We start from the raw sequence: 23710 nt of genomic DNA, 5'->3' as shown, positions 1-23710 counted from the left end.
ATTACGCAAAAATTTGTTTCACTTCTACTATGTGGACTGGATTAGACAATGGAAATCTCCGAACTATTAGCTTTCACCGTGAAAAACAAGGCATCCGATTTACATCTATCGTCTGGATTGCCTCCCATGATTCGCGTTGACGGAGATATTCGTCGCATTAATACGCCGGCACTGTCGCATAAAGACGTACACGATATGGTGTACGACATCATGAATGACGGCCAGCGCAAGATTTATGAAGATACGCTGGAATGCGATTTTTCTTTCGAAATACCACGCTTAGCCCGCTTTCGGGTGAATGCCTTTGTGCAAAACCGTGGGGCAAGTGCGGTATTTCGGGTGATTCCATCTGATATTAAAACGCTGGAAGAACTGGGTTGCCCCCGTATTTTCCAAGAGATTGCCGAAACACCACGTGGCTTGGTGCTGGTAACTGGCCCTACGGGATCGGGTAAATCCACCACGCTGGCGGCAATGATTAACTATATCAATGCCAATGAATACGGGCATATCTTAACCGTGGAAGACCCGATTGAGTTTGTCCATACCTCGCAAAAATGCCTGATTAACCAGCGGGAAGTTGGGCCACATACCATGAGCTTTTCTAACGCTTTGCGCTCAGCATTGCGTGAAGATCCTGACGTAATTCTGGTGGGGGAAATGCGTGATCTAGAAACGATTCGTCTGGCACTGACTGCCGCTGAAACCGGTCACTTGGTGTTTGGGACGCTACATACCTCCTCAGCTGCTAAAACGATTGATCGGGTGGTCGATGTGTTTCCAGCAGCAGAAAAAGAAATGGTTCGCTCTATGCTCTCTGAATCATTAAGGGCGGTTATTTCGCAGACATTATTAAAAAAGAAAGAAGGCGGGCGTGTAGCTGCGCATGAAGTCATGATTGGTGTGCCAGCGATTCGAAATTTGATTCGTGAAAATAAAATTGCTCAGATGTATTCGGCAATTCAAACCGGCCAGCAGTTTGGCATGCAGACTTTAGATCAGTGCTTACAAGAGTTATTGAAGCGCAATATTATTTCTTTGCCTGAGGCACGAATGAAAGCGGCCATTCCAGATAATTTTAGAGGCTAAGTCAGCGCAGAAAAACGATCAGCCACTGGGGCTGGTCGTTTAGTGAAGTCGTATTGCTTAAGCAAAATCATTTAAATTTGTTAGTATTTTCTTAAATTCAAGCTGTTGAGAGTGTGGTTAGATTTATTATTAAATTCTACTGTCTAAATTAAAGTTTGTTTTTTTGATTGTTGTGTAGTTACTGTTGCGGCATCTTAATAATATATTTACAAGTTGCTGCTGATACTAGGCAATTAAAACAAGCGCATCGCGGAAAAAAAATAATGGAAAAAGAACAAGCTGCAAAATTTATGCACGACTTATTGCGGCATATGCGTGGTAAGGGGGCGTCGGATTTATTTATCACGGCTGATTTCCCACCAGCTATGAAAATTGATGGCAAAGTGACGCCGGTTTCAAATCAAATTCTTTCTGCACAACACAGTAAAGAATTAGCGCGGGCGATTATGAATGATCGCCAAGCAGAAGATTTTGAAGCATCCAAAGAGTGTAATTTTGCGATTAGCCCTGGCCAGCTTGGGCGCTTTCGGGTGAATGCTTTTATGCAGCAAGGCCATGTAGGCATGGTGCTGCGTACGATTAACTCTGAAATTCCATCCTTGGGCGAGTTAGGTCTGCCGCCAGTTTTATGCGATATCGCTATGGCCAAACGGGGTTTGGTGATTTTTGTGGGCGGTACGGGCTCGGGTAAATCCACGTCGCTAGCGGCGATGATTGGGCATCGTAATGAGCATGGTTACGATCACATCATTACCATTGAAGACCCGATTGAATACGTACACGCACATAAAAATTGCATTGTGACTCAGCGTGAAGTAGGTGTCGATACGGACTCATGGCAGGCCGCGCTGAAAAATACCTTACGCCAAGCACCAGATGTGATTTTAATCGGTGAAATTCGCGACCGTGAAACGATGGATTACGCGATTGCTTTCTCTGAAACAGGCCACCTCTGTATGGCAACCTTGCATGCCAATTCGGCCAATCAAGCGTTGGATCGGATTATCAATTTCTTTCCAGAAGAGCGCCGCCAGCAGTTATTGATGGATCTATCGCTCAATCTACGCTCCTTTGTTTCGCAACGCTTGGTGCCGCATCGCACGGGTAAAGGGCGCGTGGCTGCGGTGGAAGTGATGCTGAATAGTCCTTTGATTTCTGAGTTGATTTTTAAAGGTGAAGTGCACGAAATCAAAGAAATTATGAAAAAATCGCGTGAGTTAGGCATGCAAACTTTTGATCAGGCTTTATTTGATCACTATGAGGCGGGCAAAATTACTTACGAAGATGCTTTGCGCAATGCCGATTCGGTGAATGATTTACGCTTGAGCATTAAACTCCAGGGGGCCGAGGCTAAGCATACAGATGTACTTTCTGGCCTTGATCACCTCGATATTGTTTAAAGTGCCTATGCAATTTAACCAATATTTATTACTGGCGAGTGTGATGCTCCAGCCGGCTTATGCGGCGCTCTTGGGCGATGTGCAAGTTAGTTCGGCATTGGGCGAGCGTTTTAATGCCAGAATAAATGCTGTTGCAAATGATGGTGATGAATTAGATCGCCATTGTTTTCGGCTAGTTGCAACTCAGGATGAGAATGTCGCCCATTTACGGGCGCATTTATCGCGAGGTAGGCTGCTAAATATGGATACCTTCAATTGAGATAAAATTGTCTCTGGGGATAAGTTTTGGCCAGTAGTTACACCGCTGCATTTCGTGCAGAAGCCGTTAAATTAGTACTCGAACAACGCTTGAATGTGTCGCAAGCCGCCAAACAGTTTGAGCTAGGCAATCAAGAGTAAACCCAAAGCGTGGTGTCATTTATTGACTCAGCCCTCACTTCTTAAGCAGCGATCCTGCTTTGCAAGCGATAATTGGGCATTTAGATATGAGAATGCTCAAGCGGCTTGTTATGAGCTAGAGCAACGTCAACTTGCTGTAAAGTGGCTGGATATCTTGATTTCCATGCAACTGTAGCTCCTGTCGCCTAGCAGCCTGTCGGACTTAAGCGATCGTAGCGAGGGAAAGAGCGGTTTGAGACAGATTTCGCGGGTTTTTGAGGCGAATAGCTGGCTATTCAACAAGAAAATGCGTGAAATATGGCCAAATCCGGCTTTTCCGTAGTAGATCAGTCTTAAGTCCGACAGGCTGCTAGGTACCGATTCTCAGGCGTGTTGGGCGCAGTTAATCCACTTTTAATTGATTTAATTTTCTCTTAGATATTTTAGTAAGCGGCCTTTATAGGCATTGCCATTATGTAATGGCGTTTTAATTAGCGTTTCTGTTAGGTTAAAGCCATGTTCGGCCATCTGGCGATTAAAGGCCGTGCGATTTCCACGATTGGGATCGATAATTAACACCTCTGCATCCGTTGCGGCGTGTAAATCAATAAAAGTGGCGAGTGCGGCGGGCTGGTTGCGCTCATACAAAACATCGCTGCCAATAATTAGATCAAATTTTCCCAATTCTGGATTGGCCCTATCCCAATTACCGGTACTGTACTTTAGGGCAGGTAGGGCATTGAGTAGTAAGTTGGCATTTAGAAAATTTTCTGTGAGCGGGTGGCAATCACTTGCAGTGATATCGCCATTTCTACGATGCACCACCATACTGGCTAACGCTAAACCACAGCCTATTTCTAAGACTCTACGTTCACCTAATTGATAAACCTGCATTAGATCAGCTAGTTTTTGTGCGGAAGGCCAAAGCTGCCCAAATAGAGGCCAGCAGGCTGGGGATATTCCCGCTTTTTCAGCCTCTCCAAGCGGGTCATAATATTGCTGAATATCCAGAAGTGAGCGGATATTTAATTCAAGCCCACCAGCAACGGCAACTTGCTGATGTTTGATTTGATAGCCAAGCGTGGCAATAGTAGACATGAAAGCCTTGTGTAGGTGCGGCGTAGGATGCTTTTCGAACCGACGCAACACTTCCTAAGAAGGGCTTTGCAAGAATGATTAGTATTCGGCGGGGCAGGACATAAAAGAATTTCATATTAACACTTGTTGCCTCTTGAATATTAAGCCCTGTGTAAAAAGGCATTAAGGACATTTTAAATAAAGTTTTTTGTTTGATGTTGATTATTTCATAACAATATCAGTAGCTTACAGTAGAGAAGTAGCTAATCAAATTGCTGAAATAACTTTAGGCACCAATGTAATGTTGGAAAGCGTGCAGCATATTGCTCAAACCACGGCACAGCAATCTAAGGGTACTGAAAATATATTAAAAAGTGTAAGATATTATTAATATTATGGTAAGGTATAATAAGGTGCCTTTGCAGTAGGTTGGCAACGCAGCAAAAAATCTAGGTGAGCTATCCGCAGATCTACAATAATCGGTCGATTGATTTAAAATATAGTTACAAATTATGAATTTTTGGTGTAAGTTATCGGGTGGTAACGGGTATGGCATTTATGGCCTCACATATATGTAAGCATCACATGGCGAGTGGTGGCTTGATTACATGATTTCATCAAGACATCATTGAGAAAAGCTATCATCAAGATGAACTTTGTTGATTGGACAAAGTCCACGTTATTGGCCCAAAATACCCGTGGTTATTTTTTAGTCTTAAATAAAGGAACATCTACATGGCCGTACTCGTTGGTAAAAGCGCACCAGATTTCACCGCCGCCGCCGTTCTTGGAGATGGCAAGATCGTAGATAGCTACAACCTTAAGGCCGCCATTGCTGGCAAATACGCCGTGGTGTTCTTCTACCCTCTGGATTTCACTTTTGTTTGCCCATCAGAGTTGATCGCTTTTGATCACCGTCTGGCTGAATTCAAAGAGCGCAATGTTGAAGTCATTGGCGTGTCGATCGACAGCCAGTTTACTCACGCGGCATGGCGTAATACCCCCGTAGAAAAAGGTGGGATTGGTCAAGTTGGCTACACCTTGGTTGCGGATACTAAACACTTAATTTGCCAAGCTTATGATGTTGAGTTGGCAAAAGAAGGTGTTGCATTGCGCGGCTCTTTCTTGATTGATAAAGATGGCGTTGTACAACACCAAGTAGTGAATAACTTGCCATTGGGCCGTGATATCAGTGAAATGCTGCGTGTAGTTGATGCGCTGCAATTTACGGAAGAACACGGTGAAGTTTGCCCAGCAGGTTGGAGCAAAGGTAAAACAGGTATGAAGGCTGACGCCGCTGGCGTAGCTGATTACTTGGCTAAGAATGCTAAAGACTTGTAAGCGTATCACTGATTAGATTACGCATATAAAAAAGCCCATTAGTTATTTGCTAATGGGCTTTTTACTGCGCTTTTAATATAGAAAAACTAAGTTTATTGATTTGATGTAATTACTTCTAAGCGCTGCGCCACATCTCGTACTGAGCTGGCTTGCTGCTCGGTAGCATTGGTAATTTCACTGATTAAATTACGCATTGCACCCACGTCTTGCACAATTCTAACTAATGCTTTTTCTGCACTAACGGCTTTTTCTTCTCCTGCCGAGACCTCTTTCTCGCCTGAGGTCATGGTGCCTACTGCGCGTTCAATTTCGATTTGGATAGAGTGAATCAGCTCGCCAATTTCTGCGGTGGCTTTTGCGGTGCGCTCGGATAATTTGCGCACCTCATCAGCTACCACGGCAAAGCCACGGCCTGTGTCTCCGGCGCGGGCGGCTTCGATGGCGGCGTTGAGTGCCAGTAGATTAGTTTGATCGGCAATATCTTTAATCACACCAACAATCACGCCAATTTTATCCGATTGGGTATTGAGCTGGCCGATCACGCCAGCCGTGGTGCGAACCAATAACGCGACATCGCGCATTCCTTGCACCGCACCTTCAACCACGACTTGCCCTTCATTGGCACTGCTAAACGCGCTATTGCCGCGATTACCAGCCTCGCTGGTGGTGTGGGCTACTTCGTCGAGGCTGGTGCTGACTTGCTCCATGGTGGAGGCAATATAAGACACCTGCTCATGCAGTTGGCTGGCTTTGCTGGCTACGTGTTGTTGTAAATTTTCATGCTTAAGCTTACTGGTGATGTCTTCCCAGCAGGCAAGGTAGCATTTTACCTTGCTAGAATCTGTGGCATCCCAAATGGGAAAGGCTTTGGTGCGTAAGGTGATGCTGCCTAGAGGGATATCGGCCACGTGGGTGGCATTGCGTGCACCACTGCCTAGTTTTTCTAAAATACGCCGCACACGATCTGGGTCAGTATGAAAGCGGTGAATAGAGCCGCCTTGTGCTGCGGTAGGGTCTGCGCCGCGTAAAGCTTGGGTCATTTCTTGGCGATATTGCTCAAAGATATTTTTGGCTGTTTGGTTGACATAAAAAATATTGTTTTCATGGCTGGTATCGCAAAGGAGCACCATATTGTCGACATGATCGAGTACTGCTTTCATGGTATCTAGTTGAGCATCAGCGGTATTTTTTGTTTCTGTTTTTTGAGTCAAGCCAAACATAAGGTGATCCCCTAGAAAACGGTATTGAAGGCAAAGTGACTGTCCTCTTTATAGAATGGCTAGACTTAAAATCAATCAATTGCGATCGAAATAAGCTTTTGTTTTTTAAAAAAACAAAGGAGTTTATGGGGGGAAATAAGGGACTTATCACAAAGTAAAACTCTGCAATAAATCCCTTGTATAGCTTGCAACAGATTAGAAAAGAGCAATGAAGGATCGTTACTACTGCTTAATTGGCAGGACTAGGGTTTTGTTTGTGAATTGCCTCGATGGCGGCATCTAGCTCTGGGGTAATGAGTACATCTAAGCTAGCAATGTTTTCTTTAAGCTGAGCCATGGTGGTGGCACCAATAATATTGCTGGCAACGTACCAGCGGCTGCTTACCCATGCTAAGGCCATTTGAGCTGGGGATACATCGTGATCCCTAGCTAGCTGTACATAGGCAGCAATAGCAGGCGGAACGGCGAGTTTTAAATATCGCGCCCCAAAATTACTATAACGCGTCATTCGGCCTGCAGCCTGTGGGTTATCTAAGTATTTGCCAGACAATAAGCCAAAGGCCAAGGGGCTATACGCAAGCAGACTCACGTTTTCTCGGTGGCAGGTTTCAACCAGCCCATTTTCAAAATGACGATTAATTAAATTAAATACATTTTGAATGGTGGCAATTCGCGGTAACGATTGTGCCTTAGCCACGCGGCTGGCTTCCATTACGCCCCAAGGGGTTTCATTGGATAGGCCGATATGGCGCACCTTGCCCGCGGTGACTAGCTCATTTAAGGCGGCCAATTGCTCAGCAAAATCGGGTGTGTTATCGGGTTCTTGGCTAGGGTCGTAATAGCTTTGGCCAAACATTGGCACATGGCGGGCGGGCCAGTGCAGCTGATAGAGGTCTAAATAATCCGTACGTAGGCGCTTGAGGCTGGCATCGCATGCACTAATAATTTGCTCACGATTAAGCTTAGGCCCGCCGCGTATCCAATCCATACCACGGTTTGGGCCAGAAATCTTGCTCGCCAGAATGATCTTGTCACGGCTTTGTTTGGCCAGCCAAGAGCCTACATAATTTTCGGTTAGGCCCTGAGTTTCTGCTTTGCCTGGCACGGGATACATCTCGGCCGTATCAATAAAATTAATCCCAGCTGCTTGTGCGAAGTCAAGCTGCTCATGCGCTTCGGCTTCGCTGTTTTGCTCACCAAAGGTCATGGTGCCAAGGCATAGGGTAGAGATGTTTAAATCAGTGCCAGCTAAGAGGCGGTATTTCATCGGGCTAATCCTTTACAAGCAGGAGGGTACAAAAAAGCTTTCCCCATAAAAGCCACGAGAAACATTAACGCTCGTCAAGGGTTACCCCCCAGATGAACGGCTTCATGCAAACAAACTCAAGCAACGTCCCTGCATTGAGCTTCTCGCAAAAAGATTTTTAGTGGTTTTCGTGTCTTTTATAGGCGGAATAATTATCTAACTGGGCTGACTCGGTAGCCTTGTTGGCGCAAGCTTTGAATCAGGCCGGTTTTGCCTGGTAGGTGGAGCGCACCTACGGCAATAAAAGCATTACCCTCTTTAAGCTTGTCCGCTAGGCGCTCTGCCATGCGTGGGTTGCGTGCTTCTAGTAGTTGAAAGCGCCATTGGCTATACCAAGCTTGATCGCCCATCTTGATGTCGTCTTGCTCAGCAAAAGCCGCAAGGCCGTTGATATCTTGCTTAAGATACAGATCTAAAATCTGTTGATAGCTTTGCTGCATAGCTGCTTGCTGATCCAGCACGGTGTAAAGCAGCTCAATTTGTTTTTCTTCTGGAATATTTTCAAATAGGCTGAGTTGCTCGTCCAGTGTTTCTAAACCGGTATATTCTTTTTGCCCTTCGATCGCCATTTTAGCAAACAGCAAATCCAGCGGCATTTGCCCAGATTGTCTAATTGGGGTCATGAGCAGCATGGCTGCGCCCCAAGGCTTGAGCTTGGCCGTGGCTACTTCTGGGTAACCGCGCGCTTCCAGTGCTGGTAAGAGCTTTTGGTAGTGCTCGGCATCTATTTTTTGCGCTAAAGAAGGTTCTGGCGTCAGCATGCGCTTACCCATTTCCATCATCATGCCAAAATCTAGGCGGATTTCAGTGACAACGTGCTTGGCGTCGCTAAAGGCGGCTTCAGTTTTTGGGCTAAGTTGGGTAACGCGAGGGTCGCCAACGTGGGCGGTGCCAAATAGCCAAGAATTAGGCGTGCCTTTTTTTTCTATTTTCCACAACAGGCTGTTGGCGTTTTCTACTTTTGCACTTGCGCTGGCTTTATTGGTAGCGGCGCTAACATGGGGGGCGAGGAGGGTGGTGGCGACAGCGACGGCAACAATCAGGGGGCGAAATCGAGCAAACATCCAAGTCTCCAACAGTTTTTATATTTGGAGGTGCAGTATAAAGCCAAGCGGCAATGGATGCCTTAGGGAAGCGCTGAGTAATGCGATTTATTTAGCTGGCAAACTATTGTGTTGAATTGGGGGGGCTTCCTGAAACGCTGAGCTCTCTGTGAAACTCCGTGTTTCAAGGTTTTGGTTTTTCTCAATCAATCCCAATTAAAGTCTTCACCTCATCTATATATTGATCGGCATCGGTGCGTGCTTTATTGGATTGGCGCGATGCCATATTCCAGCGGGCAATCACAACTTTGCAGTTGCTCTGATTGCATTGCTGTATCTCTTGCAATTTTTGGTTTTGTGGGAATCGACGGCCGTTCTTTATTTTAGGTGCAACCAAAAGGTGCAACCATAGGGATAGTCCTGATTTTTTAGGTGCAACTCTATCTTAATATGCGAGCTTGATAAAATAACTACGGCATAAACATGGCCAGTACAACGCTAGGAATTAAAGTAGATGATGCTTTACGCGCGCGGATTAAAACTGCCGCTCAGCAAATGGATAGAACGCCGCATTGGTTGATTAAACAATCTATTTTTGCCTACTTGCAGCAGGTAGAGCAGGGCGCTCGCCCGCTGGAGCTGGCGCAAGATGGCGAAGCGCTGCCCGTGCTGGATGATGCAGATGGTGTTGAAACGAATCTCCCTTTCCTAGAGCTGGCCCAAAGCATTGCGGTACAAAGTGTTTTACGCTCTGCCATCACCTCGGCTTATCGCCGCCCAGAAGCCGAATGCCTGCCGGTGCTGGTTGAACAAGCCAAAATGCCGAATGCGCAAATGGCGGAGCAAACTCAAGCACTCGCGTATAAATTGGTGGCGGCATTACGCGCCAAGCGCACCGGTGGCGGCGTTGAAGGCTTGATCCACGAATTCTCTTTATCTAGCCAAGAAGGCGTGGCACTGATGTGCTTGGCCGAAGCCCTGCTGCGGATTCCTGACCGTGCTACACGGGATGTATTGATCAGAGATAAAGTCAGCAAGGGCGATTGGCATGCTCACCTTGGCCAATCGCCTTCTTTGTTTGTAAACGCGGCGAGCTGGGGGCTGATGCTGACCGGTAAATTGGTTGCAACCAATAGCGAGGCGGGCTTATCTTCTGCACTGACCCGTATGATTGGTAAGGGTGGCGAGCCGTTGATCCGTAAGGGCGTCGATATGGCGATGCGTTTGATGGGTGAGCAGTTTGTAACTGGCGAAACCATTGCCGAAGCGCTGGCCAATAGCCGTAAATTTGAAGCCCGTGGCTTTAGATATTCTTACGATATGCTGGGTGAAGCGGCCACCACTGCGGAAGATGCCAAGCGCTATTACGCCGCTTATGAGCAAGCCATTCATGCCATTGGCAAGGCATCCGCTGGCCGTGGTATCTACGAAGGCCCAGGTATTTCGATTAAGCTTTCTGCGTTGCATCCACGTTATTCGCGTGCTCAGCAAGACCGCGTAACTGCCGAACTATTGCCCAGCGTGCTTGCGCTAGCCCGCTTGGCTCGCCGTTACGATATCGGCTTAAATATTGATGCCGAAGAAGCCGACCGCTTAGAAATCTCGCTCGATTTGCTAGAAGCCATGTGCTTTGATGAGGAGCTGGCTGGCTGGAATGGGATTGGCTTTGTGATTCAGGCTTACCAAAAACGTGCCCCGCATGTGATTGATTATGTGATCGATTTGGCGCGTCGCAGCGGCCACCGCCTGATGATTCGCTTAGTGAAAGGTGCGTATTGGGATAGCGAAATCAAGCGTGCGCAAGTGGATGGGTTAGAAGACTATCCGGTATATACCCGTAAGGTTTATACCGATGTATCTTACCTAGCGTGTGCTCAAAAACTACTGGCCACGCCAGATGCGGTATATCCACAGTTTGCAACGCATAATGCCCAAACGCTCTCGGCGATTTATCATCTGGCAGGACAAAATTACTATCCAGGCCAGTATGAATTCCAATGTCTGCACGGCATGGGCGAGCCTCTATACGAAGAAGTCACCGCGCGTGAAAAGCTGGGCCGCCCATGCCGTGTGTATGCGCCGGTGGGCAGCCATGAAACGCTGCTGGCCTACTTGGTGCGCCGCCTCTTAGAAAACGGTGCCAATAGCTCGTTTGTAAACCGGATCGCTGATGAAAACGTGGCGATTGAAGAGCTGATTGTGGATCCTATCGTGCAAGCTACGGCGGTGATCCCTGCCTTTGCCCCACACGATAAAATCCCTTTGCCACGCTTTTTATTTGGGCTCAATCGGCTGAATTCTAGTGGTTTGGATTTATCTAATGAGCATAGATTAGCGTCGCTTTCTGCGGCGCTGCTGGCTGGCGCGAATAGTGAATGGTTAGCGCTGCCCATGTTAGGGATTACGGCTGAGCCGGATGTATCACGTAAGCAAGCCGTTAAAAATCCTGCAGATCATCAAGATATTGTTGGTCATGTGATTGAAGCGGATGAGGCAGATGTGGCCGCCGCCTTTATGTACGCCGCCAATATTGGCCCAATTTGGCAAGCCACATCGGTGGCCGAGCGCGCTGCCTGCCTAAACCGCGCGGCGCAAATGCTTGAATCGGGAATGCAGCCGCTCTTGGGGCTGATTGTGCGCGAAGCGGGTAAATCTTTGCCTAACGCGATCGCTGAAGTGCGTGAAGCAGTGGATTTCTTACGTTACTACGCGCAGCAAATTGAGCAAGACTTTGCTAACGATTCGCACCGCCCACTTGGCCCTATTGTATGCATCAGCCCATGGAATTTCCCGCTGGCGATCTTTATTGGTCAAGTGGCCGCCGCCTTAGCCGCAGGTAACCCTGTGTTGGCTAAGCCTGCTGAGCAAACGCCATTGATTGCTGCTGAAGCCGTGCGTATTTTGCGTGCCGCTGGCGTGCCAGCAGGCGCGGTGCAACTGCTACCAGGGCGTGGTGAAACCGTAGGTAGCGCCTTGATTTCTGACGCGCGTTGTAGCGGTGTGATGTTTACTGGTTCCACCCAAGTTGCACGCTTAATTGCCAGCAATCTGGCGCAGCGTTTAGACAAAGATGGCCGCACTATTCCGTTGATTGCGGAAACTGGCGGGCAGAACTGCATGATCGTCGATTCATCGGCGCTGGCAGAGCAGGTGGTCGGGGATGTGCTCATGTCGGCCTTTGATTCGGCAGGCCAACGCTGCTCGGCACTGCGCGTGTTGTGCTTGCAGGAAGAAGCCGCCGATCATATCTTGCATATGCTCAAAGGTGCGATGCAAGAGCTGCATATTGGTAATCCAGATTCGCTCAGCGTGGATGTAGGCCCAGTGATTGATGCAGAGGCTCAGCAAAATATTGCCGCGCATATCGCAGCATTTAAGAGCCGTGGTGCTGAAGTGCTGGCGCTACCATTACCCGCAGCTTGCCAGCAAGGCACATTTATCGCGCCAACGCTGATCGAAATCAGCAGCCTTGCCGAGCTGAAACAAGAAATATTTGGCCCCGTGCTGCATGTGGTTCGCTATCGCCGCGAAGCATTAGATCAATTGATTGACGATATCAATGGCACAGGCTTTGGCCTGACCTTTGGCGTGCACACACGCATCGATGAAACCATTGCCCATGTGGTTGGCAAGGTGCAAGCGGGTAATGTCTATGTAAACCGCAATGTAATTGGTGCTGTAGTTGGGGTGCAACCTTTTGGCGGCGAAGGCTTATCTGGTACTGGCCCTAAGGCGGGCGGGCCGCTTTATCTGCCGCGTTTATTATCACGCCGCCCAGTACAAACCTTGCCTGGTGATCAGGCCGCTCTTGCTCCACTGCTGGCTTATCACGATCACTTGCAAGCTAGCCAGCAAACCGAAGCAGCAGCGCGTTGCAGCCGTTATTTAGCAGGATCTGGCCTAGGGGCAAATCTTTATTTGCCCGGCCCAACGGGCGAGCGCAACCGCTATCTGCTGCATCCTCGCGGCCCTGTGCTCTGTATTGCAGCCAGTGAACAGGGGGCGATTGCACAATTTTCAGCAGCACTGGCCAGCGGCAATCAAGCGGTCTTTATTGCCCATTCCCTGGCGCAAGCACTGTACGATTCCTTACCGAATCCTCTGAAAAGCCGCTTAACTCTTAAATCTACACTTGAAGAAGCTGGGGATGTTGGGGCGGTATTGTTTGAGGGGGATAGCGATGCATTGGCTAAGATCAACCGCCAAATCGCCGAGTTGGCAGGCCCTATCTTACAAGTGCAAGGCTTATCTAGCGCGGCTTTGGCAGCGGGCGAAGATTTTGATCTAGCACGGCTCTTGGCAGAGCGCTCCATCAGCGTCAATACCGCAGCGGCAGGCGGTAATGCTAGCTTGATGAGCATTAGTTAATTCGCTAAGAGAGGAAGGAAAAAGGTCTGTAAACACAATGGGCATTCAGCACACAGATCACTGAGAAAGCAATAATCGGTTTCTCAGTGATCTCTGTGTGCTCTTGGTTTTATCGCGGTGCCTGCAGACTCTTTGTGGGCCAATCAAGATCAACCATCTTGCTCTTTCTATTTTTTTACAGTTTTTTTAAGCCTTGTGTTAGGGTCTGTTGACGTTTCATTCGCCATTGCGCTGAGCCGGAAAACGGTCAGGCACAAGGCATGTGACGAAGGCAATAACGGGTTATTGTCGAGGAGCATAACGCAGTGAATGGCCATTTTCCGGCTCAGCCCTTCGGGTTTAGCCCACTTTTGGGGCTGCACGGCGTTAAAAATCGCTGATGGTACTCGTACCATGTCGCAATTTTCTCCTTGTTCAGCACCAAAACTGGGCCAAACGCAGCCGTGAATGAAACGTCAATAGACCCTAGTAAGCTTTCCCCCAATCGGTGCATAATAAGCCGGTCTGCATTGCTTAGCTGGTGGTTTATGACTTTTCTTCTTTCCCTGCTCGAAACCCGCATTCTTGGCGCGTTGATTGAAAAGCAGATTACTGTTCCTGATACCTATCCCCTCTCGCTTAATTCCCTTGTTTCAGCTTGTAATCAAAAATCAAATCGCGATCCTGTCATGGAAGTGAATGACACGGAGGTGGACGAGGCGCTGGTTCGTTTAAAAGAATTGAAATTGGTTGAGGGATACCATCCCGGAGGGCGGATTGCGCGTTATTCGCAGCATTTTGCCGCCGTGCTACAAATTCCGTCGCAATCGGTGGCAATTTTAGCCGCCTTGATGTTGCGCGGCCCGCAAACGGCCGGCGAGTTGCGTTTAGCTTGCGAGCGCTTGCATAAATTCTCAGATATTTCGGCTGTAGAAGGCTTTTTAGAAGAGCTGGCGGAGCGAAGTGCGGACGGCTTAGTGGTAAAGCTGCCGCGCGCACCAAGCGCAAGGGAGTGCCGCTGGGCGCACTTGCTATCGGGTGAGCCAGTGATCAATGAGGCCGCACCAAGTGCCAAAGGCAGTACCGATTCGGCCTTGCAGGCCAAAGTGGATCGTTTAGAAATTGAACTCTTTGAGTTAAAAGAAAAAGTGGCAAAGATTTGCGCCGAATTAGGTATGGATTAAACTGCCTTGCCAAGCGGCAAAGAATGCCGCTTGGCCGAGGCATTAAAGTCTGCTTATATGCTGCCGATGATCTAGTTATGCGGCTTGCAAGCTTTCGAGATTTTGGCACTATACTTGCATAGTCTTTTGATAACACTCGATTATTAGGATGTTTATCATGAGCACTTTTGTAATCCACCCCATCTGGCCAGTGAGCGAACCTGAAGCGATGGAATACGGGCTTTTCCGTGTTACTCATCATGGCGAGCAAGAGCTATTGCGTAGTGCATGTTTAGAAAGCCTCACTGATTTACATCATATGATGAAGTATTTGGCTCATCAGCCGAATGGCACGAAACCGTGCGGGTTGGATTGAGGTTTAACCTAAAATTTAACTTAGGGTAAGATGCTGGCTTATTTCATTTTTCCCGTGATCCGCCATGGCCCTCAAGGCAACTATTTTTAAGTCTGATTTGCAAATTGCCGATATGGATCGGCATTACTACGCAACGCATCCGCTGGTGATTGCGCGCCATCCTTCTGAAGATGACGAGCGCATGATGGTGCGCTTATTAGCATTCGCCCTGAATGCTAATGAATCGCTCGCTTTTACTAAAGGCTTGAGCGATACCGATGAGCCAGATATTTGGGATAAAGATTTAACCGGCGCAATTCAATTGTGGATTGAATTAGGCCAGCCGGATGAAAAGCGTATTCGCCAAGCATGTGGGCGCGCCGAAAAAGTAGCGGTGTTTACATACAGCGGCAATAGCGCTGATGTTTGGTGGAAAGGCATTGCCAGCAAATTAGAGCGTTTAGATAATCTGCAAGTGATTAATGTGCCAGTAGAAATGACGCAAACATTAGCTACGCTCGCTAATCGCAATATGCAATTGCAATGCACGATTCAAGATGGGCAAGTATGGCTGGCAGATAATAGCCAATCTATCGAAGCGCACTTTACGGTTTTAAAAGCGTTTAAGTAGCTCATTAAATTAAAATAATACCTATAGACGCAGAGAAAAAATCGGTGTGTTGTCGCTTTGTGCTGAGTCAAATGAGGCCCAAAAATACGATTAAGAATATTGGGTTTCGTATGCTCAACGCCAAGCTAGACTTTACATTAACATTGACTAGTAGTTATTTAGCACAGCATATTCAATTTCAGGTTTTCTCTGTGTGCGCTGTGTTCTTCTTGATCTCTGTGTCTACAGATCTTTTAAAGCAACTTTTCTGAGAAACAAATGGATTTAAATCAGTTAATGCTCGATGTTCGCCAATTTGCTAAAGATCGCGATTGGGAGCGTTATCACACGCCTAAGAATTTATGTATGGCAATGTCGGTAGAAATGGCCGAATTGCTTGAGCATTTTCAATGGGATACAGCAGAAGAATCTCAGCAATTAAGCAGCGAGAAGCGCACCGCCGTAGAGCAAGAAATGGCCGATGTGCTGCTGTATATGATTAGGCTGAGCGATGTGCTAAATGTAGATTTAGAAACGGCCATCCGTGAAAAAATCCTGCTTAATGCCATTAAATATCCACCGCTATCAAAATGACGCATCTATCTAATCAACAAATTATTCAAGAGACCGAGCGCTGGTTAACGAGTGCGGTGATTGGCCTTAATCTTTGCCCCTTTGCTAAAGCGGTGCACGTTAAAAAGCAAATTCGCTATGTGCTGAGTGAAGCACGCAATATTGATGTTTTGATTGAAACATTAATTACCGAGCTAGAAACGTTAGCTGCTGCAAACCCTGCTGAAATTGAAACTACGCTACTGATCCATCCCCATATTTTGGGTGATTTTTTAGCCTATAACGATTTTCTAGACATTGCTGACTCTCTGCTGGAAGAGCTAAATTTAGGAGGCGTTTTGCAAATTGCCAGTTTTCACCCACAGTATCAGTTTGAGGGGAGTTGCCCTGATGATATTGATAACTACACCAACCGCAGCCCTTACCCCACTTTGCATTTAATTCGTGAAGAGAGCATTGCCAAGGTAGAGGCCGATGCAGATGTGATTGTGGAGCGCAATATTGCTACCTTGCGTGCTATGGGCTTGGCGGGATGGACAAAACTATGGGAATAATTCCGCTTATTTGCTTAAATCAGGGCGTGAGCAGCATTTACAAATAAAAAAATGAACTTTAGCTCTGTATTCTTTCCAAACAAGGATCGCTCGCTAAGGATTTTTTATGTTGTTCCGTATTACTATTTTGTGCTTGGCCTTTGTATTAACGGCTTGCCAAGAAAATCACTCCCCTCGCTCTAAGGCTCAAGCACAAGCGAGTACCCCTGATGTGTTTTTTAAAAAGAACCAAGCCGAATGGGATACCTTACAGCAATTTGTTGGCCAAAATCCGCAAGATATCAAGCTGTGGGAGCGTGCTCCGCTTAAGCATGCGTTACGCTTATTACTTGGCCCCCAGCTTGCTACTTTTAAGCTGTATATGGAAAAATCCAGCCCACTTCTACAAGATCGTGTGTTGTATGTGAGTGGCAGCAGTAGAGAAGAGGGCAAAGGGCAGGCGTATATTCTGATTGATGTTGAAAATAGAAAATTAGAAGTGGGCATTATTAGTAATGGCAAGCTAGAAGTTTTGACTACGCCTGGCGAAGCAATCTATTTCCCTAGCGATTTAGAGCCGATGATAAAGAAATTAAGCATTAGGATGTAAAAGCTTGCAGATGATAGGTATAATCTGCCCTGCAAGAGTAGTCCTCGTAGTACAACGGATAGTACAAGTGCCTCCTAAGCGCTAGGTACAGGTTCGATTCCTGTCGGGGACACCAGTTTTGTGCTACAAAACATCAGCCCGCAAGCTTTATGCTCTGCGGGTTTTTTGTTGTTTGTGTATATGCTTGCCAATTCCATTGGACAATAAAAATAGCCCAGTTGGGCTATTTTTATTGTAAGAACATGGCTGAGGCTTAAAGCTTAAAGCGGCCAAATTGCTCTCTTAGGAAAGCAGCTAGTTGGTTTAGATCGTGAACCGTTCTGGTGGCATTTTGCAGATTGGCATCAGATTGTTGCATTTGGTTGGTAATGTTTTCCGCGCTTTGTGCCATCGCGGTTGTGGCATTTTGTTGCTCGAGAGTGGCGTGTGCAATTTCGCCAATTTTGGCCATTACTTCATCCATGTTTTCGCGAATGGTACCAATCTTGGTTGCCGCTTCTTCAGATAAATTCACGCCGCTTTGTACTGCGGTGATGGTTGTTTGCATATTGCTCACAGCAATCCCTGTTTCTCCGCGAATCCCTTCAATCATTCCGGTAATTTCAATGGTTGCGGAGGAAGTACGCTCTGCTAGCTTGCGCACTTCGTCTGCTACAACGGCAAAGCCGCGGCCTTGCTCGCCAGCTCGGGCAGCTTCAATAGCGGCATTAAGCGCCAGCAGGTTTGTTTGGTCTGCAATTTCCTTAATCACGCGGATAATGCCGCTAATATCTTGGGCTCTTTGATTAAGGCGATCGAGCAGATTGGATAAATCGCTGACTTCTTTCGCTGATTTGCCAACTTCATTGGCGACTTCTTTAACTGTGGCTGCTGATTGCCCAGATAAGGCCCCCGTACTTGTGACGAGTTTATTTGCATCTCTGGAATTATCGGCGATATGCGAGATACTGACGGTTATTTCTTCAATAGTGGCCGCATTGGATGCGGATAAGTCCGATAGCCTTTGCGAGTCATTTGCCAAATCATTTAACACCGAATTAATAGAACCAATACCAACAGTTAAATTTTCTGTTTCTTTGCGAATATCAATAAACATATCGCGCAATTGATCGGTGAATCGATTAAATGCTTGCGCAGTAGCGGCTATTTCATCAGTGCCATCAATTTCAATTTTGCGGGTTAAATCGCCACCGCCTTGTGCAATTTCTTGCATTGCATGCCGAACTTTATCCAAGCTGCGTAGCATTTTAGTAATTAAAAATCCAGCGAGAGGAATTACTATAATTAACAAAATAACTAAGGCTGCAATAGCTTGAAGGATAAGTTGATTGAGTGGTTCTAAAATCACTGATTTATCGATCACTAAGATTAGATTTAAATCAGTACCTTCAATCGGCTGTACAAAAACAAATTTTTTCTCGTTCGCAATAGTAATTTCAGCTAGGTCATTTGTCGCTGCCATGCTGGCAAGGTTATTGGCGTTTAAATCGCTGGAGATATCACTGGTAGGCTTATTGAGCTTATCTTTATCATTATGCGCTAGGATTTGGCCGCCTTTATCGGCCAAAATAGCATAACCATTACCGGTTAATTTGATATTTAAAACATCTTTAACCACTCCCGCTAAGGAGATATCAACAGCGGCAACGCCTTTAAAACCGGCTTCTCCGTTTACTGGCGAGGCAAAAGATAAAATAAGCTGTTTGCTTTCTGCATCTACATAGGGCGGGGTAAGGATGGTTTTTCCCGCTGCAACGGCTTGTTTATACCAAGGCCGAGATGTGGCATCAAATCCAGCGGGCATATCAACTTTATGCCCGCTGATGAATTTTTTATCTGGAGTGCCGATATAGGCTAAATCGAATTTTGCGCTTTTTTCAGTTTGGTATAAAGCAGGAACTGGGTCATCGGCTTTGGATAATGCTTCTGCTAAGCCAGAAACAATATTTTGCTTTTCGCTTACCCAATTACGAAGTACGACATTGTAGCCAGTGGCAATACCTACTATTTCATTGTGTAGACTTACATTCACTATTTCATGGCGCATTTTTAAATAGCTGCCAAATGTAAGTATAGAGCCAGATATCAGCGTTAAAACTGAAATAAATATAATCAACTTAACTTTGAGTGATTGATTCATGGTTTGGCTCTTTAAAGCTAATTATTGATTAGTAGTCTGCTGGATGAGCCGTAAGAATTTATCTAAATATCATTCTCAAGCTGGCTTATCCATCTGCCGTTTGAATACTCCTAATTGGTATTATTGCACAAAAAAATATAAAGACATTAGCAACTGAAGGTTAGCTGCTGTAAGGTGTCATCCGCGTATGACACGAATAACTTCATTCACATCTTGTAACTTTATTAAGATTCTTTGTAATTGCTCTGCATCTCTAATTTCTAAAGTAAACCGCATCATTACCCGCTGATCTTTGCTTTGCGTATTGACTGCAGTTACATTAATTCGCTCTCGTGCCATTATGTCAGATAGATCTCTAAGCAATGTGCTACGGTTATGCGCTTCAACTAATAAATCAGTTGCAAATACATGGCCTCTTTGAATGCCCCAATCGGCATTGATAAGCCGCTCTGGCGCTGCGCTAGCTAGGCGCTTTAGTGTACTGCAATCACTGCGGTGAATAGATATCCCCGGCCCTTGGTTACAAAGCCCATAACGTGATCGGGGGGAACAGGCTTGCAGCATTTAGCCAGCAGCGTCATGAGTTTATCCACACCCTCAATTAAAATACCTTCGCCGTTTCCATTGGCTCTGGCGGCTTTAATAAAGTCGTTAGTGGGTTCTGCTGCAATCGGCTCAATAGGTGCAAGGCTTTCTCTGAAGGCTTGATTAAGCTCACGTTGGGAGATTTCGCCTTGGCCCAGCGCTGCATACAGCTCATCAATGTGCTTGCAGCCTAGCTTAACTGCGATATTTTCTTGATTGGCATCGCGCGCAGCGCAGCGAGCCGCCTCTTTATCATAAATAGAGCGGCCTGCTTCAAGGGCGATATCTTGGTGTTGCTGTCGTATCCAATGGCGGATTTTGCTGGCGGCACGGTGGCTTTTTACATAACTATTATGCAGCCAATCAAGGCTAGGCCCACCTTCTTTTGTGGATAGAATTTCTACGCGCTGGCCGTTTTCTAGTGCGGTATACAGCGGCACAATTTGGCCGTTTACTTTGGCCCCTCGGCAGCGATGCCCAAGATCGGTGTGCACATGGTAGGCAAAATCAACGGGCGTGCTGCCCTTGGGCAGGGTAATGACGCGGCCTGCTGGGGTCAGAATATAAATAGTGTCGTCGAATAACTCGGCTTTAAAGGTCTCGGCGAATTGCGTTTCGCTGGCCATATCTTCACGCCAGTCTAATAACTGGCGCAGCCAAGCAATTTTTTCTTCGTAGCGCGCATCGCCCTGGCCGCCTTCTTTATAGCGCCAGTGTGCCGCCACGCCGTATTCTGCGTGCTCGTGCATTTCTACGGTGCGAATTTGTACTTCAACCGCTTTATCATTTTCGCCAATCACGGCCGTGTGTAGGCTGCGATAAAAATTGCCTTTCGGGTGAGCAATATAATCGTCAAACTCACCCGGAATAGGTTGCCAAAGATTGTGCACAATACCGAGCGCGGTATAGCAATCTTTTAAATCTGGCACTAAAATCCGTACCGCGCGAATATCATATAGCTCAGAAAAATCGAGCTTTTTCTTTTGCATTTTTTTCCAAATGCTGAAAATATGTTTTGGCCGCCCCATTAAATCGGCTTTTACGCCGGCATTATTAAGCTCAATTCTGAGCGTATCTAATACGTCATCAATAAACTTTTCCCGATCAACTCGACGCTCGTCTAATAGCTTGGCAATTTTTTTATAGGTATCGGGGTGCAGATATCTAAAGCCTAAGTCTTCTAATTCCCATTTAATTTGCCATACCCCCAAGCGATTAGCTAAAGGGGCAAATAAATCGAGGGTTTCTTGCGCAATGCGGCGACGAGTTTCTTCGGGTGCTCGGGCTAGCTCGTGCATGGTTTGGGTGCGCCAAGCCAGCTTGATCAGCACAGCGCGGATATCTTCTACCATGGCGATCAGCATTTTGCGCACGGCTTCAATCTGCTGTGCAGCATCTGCGGCTTTACCACCAGTAGGGTGAGCTAGGCTGCGTAATTTGCTGACCTTACTGGCACCATCTACTAGCCGAGTAACATCAGGGCCAAAGTGGGTACAAATCAACGCGATGGGTTGATTAAGCTGAGTAGGCAGCGCAAACAAGAGGGTGGCGATCACCGAATTTGCATCGAGGCGTAAATCGGCCACGATGGATGCGCTGGCTACGGCATGCTGGAACAGCGAGCAGCCAGTATCGGTATGAGTAAGTTGGCCGTATTGCTCGAATATCCAATCAAGCGCTTGGTGTATACGCACGATATCGGTGGGTGGGTAGCGCTCAGTCAGGGCACTAAGCCAGCGATCAGGGTCTGCAGCTTCGGCAATAGATTGGGCAAGTGGGCGGGTAACGGCAACCATGGCAAATCACATCTAAAAATTAGACTCCGATTTTGCCTACTTTGAGTGGACAGTCATAGTGTGAACTGAGTTTATTGTAAATAATTTCTTGTTTTTAATAAAAAAGTGTTGGTTTAAGCTTTCTTATGGTGAAAGTAGATCGATTTTTTTATAAAAGGTAAGGGAAGAGCTTAGAGTTTAAAAAATTCTATTTTGCTTCGCACTAGCTGTGTTTGCCGTTCGATTTGATCTGATGAGGCGGATAGTTGCATGGCAAGATTGGCGTTCATGGTGGATATGATGTTGAATTGCTGCACGGTTTCACTGATTTGCTCGATGGCACTGGATTGCTCTGCAGCAGATGCCGATATTTGTGCAATTAAATGTGCGGTAGCTTGAATATCAGTTTCAATTTGATCAAGCGCATGAATGGCCGCATCTGATTTTTCAATGCTCTGTTGGGCTAAACTCTCTATATCTGATGCGGCGGTTTGGCTGCGCAGTGCTAATTTTTGTACCTCTACGGCGACGACTGCAAAGCCTCTGCCATGCTCTCCTGCTCTAGCGGCTTCAATTGCGGCATTTAAGGCAAGCAGATTAGTTTGATAGGCAATATCGTCAACAATGCAGACTTTTTTTGCGATATTTCTCATGACCGCTATGGTGTCTCTGACGATGAGAGCTCCGTGCTTAGAGGCTGCTACGGCATTTTGTGATTGGTGAACGGATTGTTGGCTGTTATGCAGCGTAAGGTGTGTGGTGTCGCTGAGCTGGTTTAGCGTGGCGGTACTTTCTTCAATGCCTGCTGCTAGCTCGTGACTAGAATGACCCAGTGTTTGAGCGGTAGAGCAAATTTGTGTGGAAAGAGCTGATAGTGAAGAGACGCAATTTTGGGTTTCTTCGATAATCGATTTTAGCTGCATCCCCATGGTCTTGATGCCAGCCAGTAGGCCACTAGGATCTTGGGGCTTAAGTGTGGTCACCACATGCAAATTCCCTGCAGCAATATGAGTCATCACATTGGTCATGGCTGGTTCTGCTTCTAATATATTGATCACCTTGCGGTAGTTGGATGCTACCACTAAGCCAATAATAATCAGCGTAACTAACATCAGCACAGACACTAGTTGAATGCTGTACTGCGTGCTTTTAGTGGCATTTTGTTCTTCTTGTTTTTGATAAGCAATTACAGCAGGGATCATGGCTTCAATGCCTTTGCGATGTGCATCGTATAAAGGCTGTAACTTCAGCATGCTGTCTTTTATCGCTAAGCTATCGTAATCGTTAACTGCAGGTAATAGCTGCTGCCTGAGTAAGACTAAGTATTGCTGAGCAGGCGGTGATGCAATGTCACGCATGGCCTGGATAATTTCTTGTGGAATAGAGCTACTGAGCCAGTAGTCTCGGCGCTGTTCAAAGGCGTTAGTTGCTTTGTGTAGATCTTGGGTGAGTTTGATTCTTTGTGTGTTATTTATGTTGCTGATTAATTGTTGAACAATGAGATGCGTTTCAAGCAAATTAGCGGGGGGCGGAAGGGCATCGGCAATGAGATCTTTACTTGCAACAATGCGTTGATAGCGATCCCCATTGATCAGTACGCCAGCAGACAAATACCAAATAATGGTGGCTTGGGCCAAAAGTAAAAAAGCGATGAGGGTGAGCAAGCTTATAAATTGGTGGCGTACAGTCGTAGCTTTGCTCATTACTGACCTCAAACAAATCGTTCAAAATGTCTTCAGTGTTCTAAGCATAGGGCAGAAGTTACCCCTAGCAGCCTGTCGGACTTAATACTGATCTACTACGGAAAAGCCGGATTTGGCCATATTTCACGCATTTTCTCGTTGAATAGCCAGCTATTCGCCTCAAAAGCCCGCGAAATCTGTCTCAAATCGGTCTTTCCCTCGCTACGATCGCTTAAGCCCGACAGGCTGCTAGTAGACAACATCAATGGCGAAGTGTCATCGCTATTGATATTGGAAATTGAAAGTGTTTTTGCTTTTTGTGGCAGCAAAGTGAATAAGAAAATCAAGTATGTATTAGTATTTACAGCGGGTGTTAAAGCGCCTCTGCTTACACAGTACACAGAGGCCGCTTAGGCTAATTGTTACTCTTGCTCTTCTTTAGCTTAGTCTAGGCTGAGTCATTCACAAATAAAGCGGTTATTT

21 protein-coding genes and 1 tRNA gene are annotated in these 23710 nt (G+C 46.5%); 13 read left to right on the top strand and 9 right to left on the bottom strand.

From position 1 onward, the window contains the following. The first annotated feature begins 48 nt into the window (after window positions 1-48). From C1H71_RS04960 to C1H71_RS04950, 3 genes are all read left to right on the top strand, one after another. Window positions 49-1089, top strand: a complete 1041-nt coding sequence (locus C1H71_RS04960; protein WP_130105582.1) for a type IV pilus twitching motility protein PilT — start codon at window positions 49-51, stop codon at window positions 1087-1089. Between the two features lie 263 nt (window positions 1090-1352). Then, window positions 1353-2489, top strand: a complete 1137-nt coding sequence (locus C1H71_RS04955; protein WP_130105581.1) for a PilT/PilU family type 4a pilus ATPase — start codon at window positions 1353-1355, stop codon at window positions 2487-2489. Between the two features lie 7 nt (window positions 2490-2496). Further along, window positions 2497-2748: a type IV pilus assembly protein FimV gene (locus tag C1H71_RS04950; RefSeq protein WP_188053595.1), complete on the top strand. Its 252-nt coding sequence runs from the start codon at window positions 2497-2499 to the stop codon at window positions 2746-2748. Between the two features lie 542 nt (window positions 2749-3290). Here C1H71_RS04950 and C1H71_RS04940 read toward each other — a convergent pair. Then, window positions 3291-3965: a class I SAM-dependent methyltransferase gene (locus tag C1H71_RS04940; protein WP_130105578.1), complete on the bottom strand. Its 675-nt coding sequence runs from the start codon at window positions 3963-3965 to the stop codon at window positions 3291-3293. Between the two features lie 187 nt (window positions 3966-4152). On the opposite strand from C1H71_RS04940, the gene C1H71_RS04935 reads away from it, so the two are divergent. Continuing rightward, window positions 4153-4335, top strand: coding sequence for a hypothetical protein (locus C1H71_RS04935; protein ID WP_130105577.1), 183 nt, complete (start codon window positions 4153-4155; stop codon window positions 4333-4335). 344 nt (window positions 4336-4679) lie between these two features. Then, window positions 4680-5285 (top strand): peroxiredoxin, encoded by a 606-nt coding sequence (locus C1H71_RS04930; protein ID WP_130105576.1) that lies wholly within the window; start codon window positions 4680-4682, stop codon window positions 5283-5285. 92 nt (window positions 5286-5377) lie between these two features. On the opposite strand, the gene C1H71_RS21765 is transcribed toward C1H71_RS04930, so the two are convergent. From C1H71_RS21765 to C1H71_RS04910, 4 genes are all read right to left on the bottom strand, one after another. After that, window positions 5378-6505, bottom strand: coding sequence for a methyl-accepting chemotaxis protein (locus C1H71_RS21765; protein WP_130105575.1), 1128 nt, complete (start codon window positions 6503-6505; stop codon window positions 5378-5380). A gap of 229 nt (window positions 6506-6734) precedes the next feature. Next, window positions 6735-7772, bottom strand: coding sequence for an aldo/keto reductase (locus C1H71_RS04920; protein WP_130105574.1), 1038 nt, complete (start codon window positions 7770-7772; stop codon window positions 6735-6737). 191 nt (window positions 7773-7963) lie between these two features. After that, window positions 7964-8875 carry a TraB/GumN family protein gene (locus C1H71_RS04915; protein WP_130105573.1) on the bottom strand — a complete coding sequence of 304 codons (912 nt, stop codon included), beginning with the start codon at window positions 8873-8875 and terminating at the stop codon, window positions 7964-7966. Between the two features lie 181 nt (window positions 8876-9056). Then, window positions 9057-9251, bottom strand: a complete 195-nt coding sequence (locus C1H71_RS04910; RefSeq protein ID WP_130105572.1) for a hypothetical protein — start codon at window positions 9249-9251, stop codon at window positions 9057-9059. 86 nt (window positions 9252-9337) lie between these two features. Between C1H71_RS04910 and putA the strand changes: the two genes are divergently transcribed. The 8 genes from putA (at window position 9338) to C1H71_RS04870 (ending at window position 17160) form a co-directional block, all read left to right on the top strand. Then, entirely contained in the window at window positions 9338-13222 is a 3885-nt protein-coding gene (putA, locus tag C1H71_RS04905) for a trifunctional transcriptional regulator/proline dehydrogenase/L-glutamate gamma-semialdehyde dehydrogenase (RefSeq protein ID WP_130105571.1), read from the top strand. A 527-nt stretch (window positions 13223-13749) separates the two neighbouring features. After that, window positions 13750-14385 (top strand): YceH family protein, encoded by a 636-nt coding sequence (locus tag C1H71_RS04900; RefSeq protein ID WP_130105570.1) that lies wholly within the window; start codon window positions 13750-13752, stop codon window positions 14383-14385. A 157-nt stretch (window positions 14386-14542) separates the two neighbouring features. Further along, on the top strand, window positions 14543-14740 hold the full coding sequence (locus C1H71_RS04895; protein WP_130105569.1) for a hypothetical protein: 198 nt from the start codon (window positions 14543-14545) through the stop codon (window positions 14738-14740). A gap of 64 nt (window positions 14741-14804) precedes the next feature. Continuing rightward, window positions 14805-15350 (top strand): YaeQ family protein, encoded by a 546-nt coding sequence (locus C1H71_RS04890; protein ID WP_130105568.1) that lies wholly within the window; start codon window positions 14805-14807, stop codon window positions 15348-15350. Window positions 15351-15608: 258 nt separating this feature from the next. Beyond that, the gene (locus C1H71_RS04885; RefSeq protein ID WP_130105567.1) at window positions 15609-15923 is read left to right on the top strand and encodes a nucleotide pyrophosphohydrolase; all 315 of its coding nucleotides are present in this window, start codon (window positions 15609-15611) and stop codon (window positions 15921-15923) included. Next, complete coding sequence (locus C1H71_RS04880) at window positions 15920-16456, top strand: DUF1415 domain-containing protein (RefSeq protein ID WP_130105566.1); 537 nt, start codon at window positions 15920-15922, stop codon at window positions 16454-16456. Before C1H71_RS04885 ends, C1H71_RS04880 begins: the two co-directional genes overlap by 4 nt. 106 nt (window positions 16457-16562) lie before the next feature. After that, on the top strand, window positions 16563-17045 hold the full coding sequence (locus tag C1H71_RS04875) for a hypothetical protein (RefSeq protein WP_130105565.1): 483 nt from the start codon (window positions 16563-16565) through the stop codon (window positions 17043-17045). A gap of 40 nt (window positions 17046-17085) precedes the next feature. Then, window positions 17086-17160 (top strand) — tRNA-Arg (locus tag C1H71_RS04870). 138 nt (window positions 17161-17298) lie between these two features. Here C1H71_RS04870 and C1H71_RS04865 read toward each other — a convergent pair. The 4 genes from C1H71_RS04865 to C1H71_RS04855 form a co-directional block, all read right to left on the bottom strand. Next, window positions 17299-19185 carry a methyl-accepting chemotaxis protein gene (locus tag C1H71_RS04865; protein WP_130105564.1) on the bottom strand — a complete coding sequence of 629 codons (1887 nt, stop codon included), beginning with the start codon at window positions 19183-19185 and terminating at the stop codon, window positions 17299-17301. A gap of 177 nt (window positions 19186-19362) precedes the next feature. After that, window positions 19363-19749, bottom strand: coding sequence for an ACT domain-containing protein (locus tag C1H71_RS21285; RefSeq protein WP_262488396.1), 387 nt, complete (start codon window positions 19747-19749; stop codon window positions 19363-19365). Further along, window positions 19659-21566 (bottom strand): RelA/SpoT family protein, encoded by a 1908-nt coding sequence (locus tag C1H71_RS04860; RefSeq protein WP_262488395.1) that lies wholly within the window; start codon window positions 21564-21566, stop codon window positions 19659-19661. Before C1H71_RS04860 ends, C1H71_RS21285 begins: the two co-directional genes overlap by 91 nt. Before the next feature lie 170 nt (window positions 21567-21736). Further along, window positions 21737-23248, bottom strand: coding sequence for a methyl-accepting chemotaxis protein (locus tag C1H71_RS04855; RefSeq protein ID WP_130105563.1), 1512 nt, complete (start codon window positions 23246-23248; stop codon window positions 21737-21739). Window positions 23249-23710 lie beyond the last annotated feature (462 nt).

It is taken from the genome of Iodobacter fluviatilis, from assembly GCF_004194535.1.
GTDB classification, from domain to species: domain Bacteria; phylum Pseudomonadota; class Gammaproteobacteria; order Burkholderiales; family Chitinibacteraceae; genus Iodobacter; species Iodobacter fluviatilis_A.
Note: the sequence above shows the minus strand (reverse complement) of the source record. Positions and strands in the feature narration are given on the sequence as shown.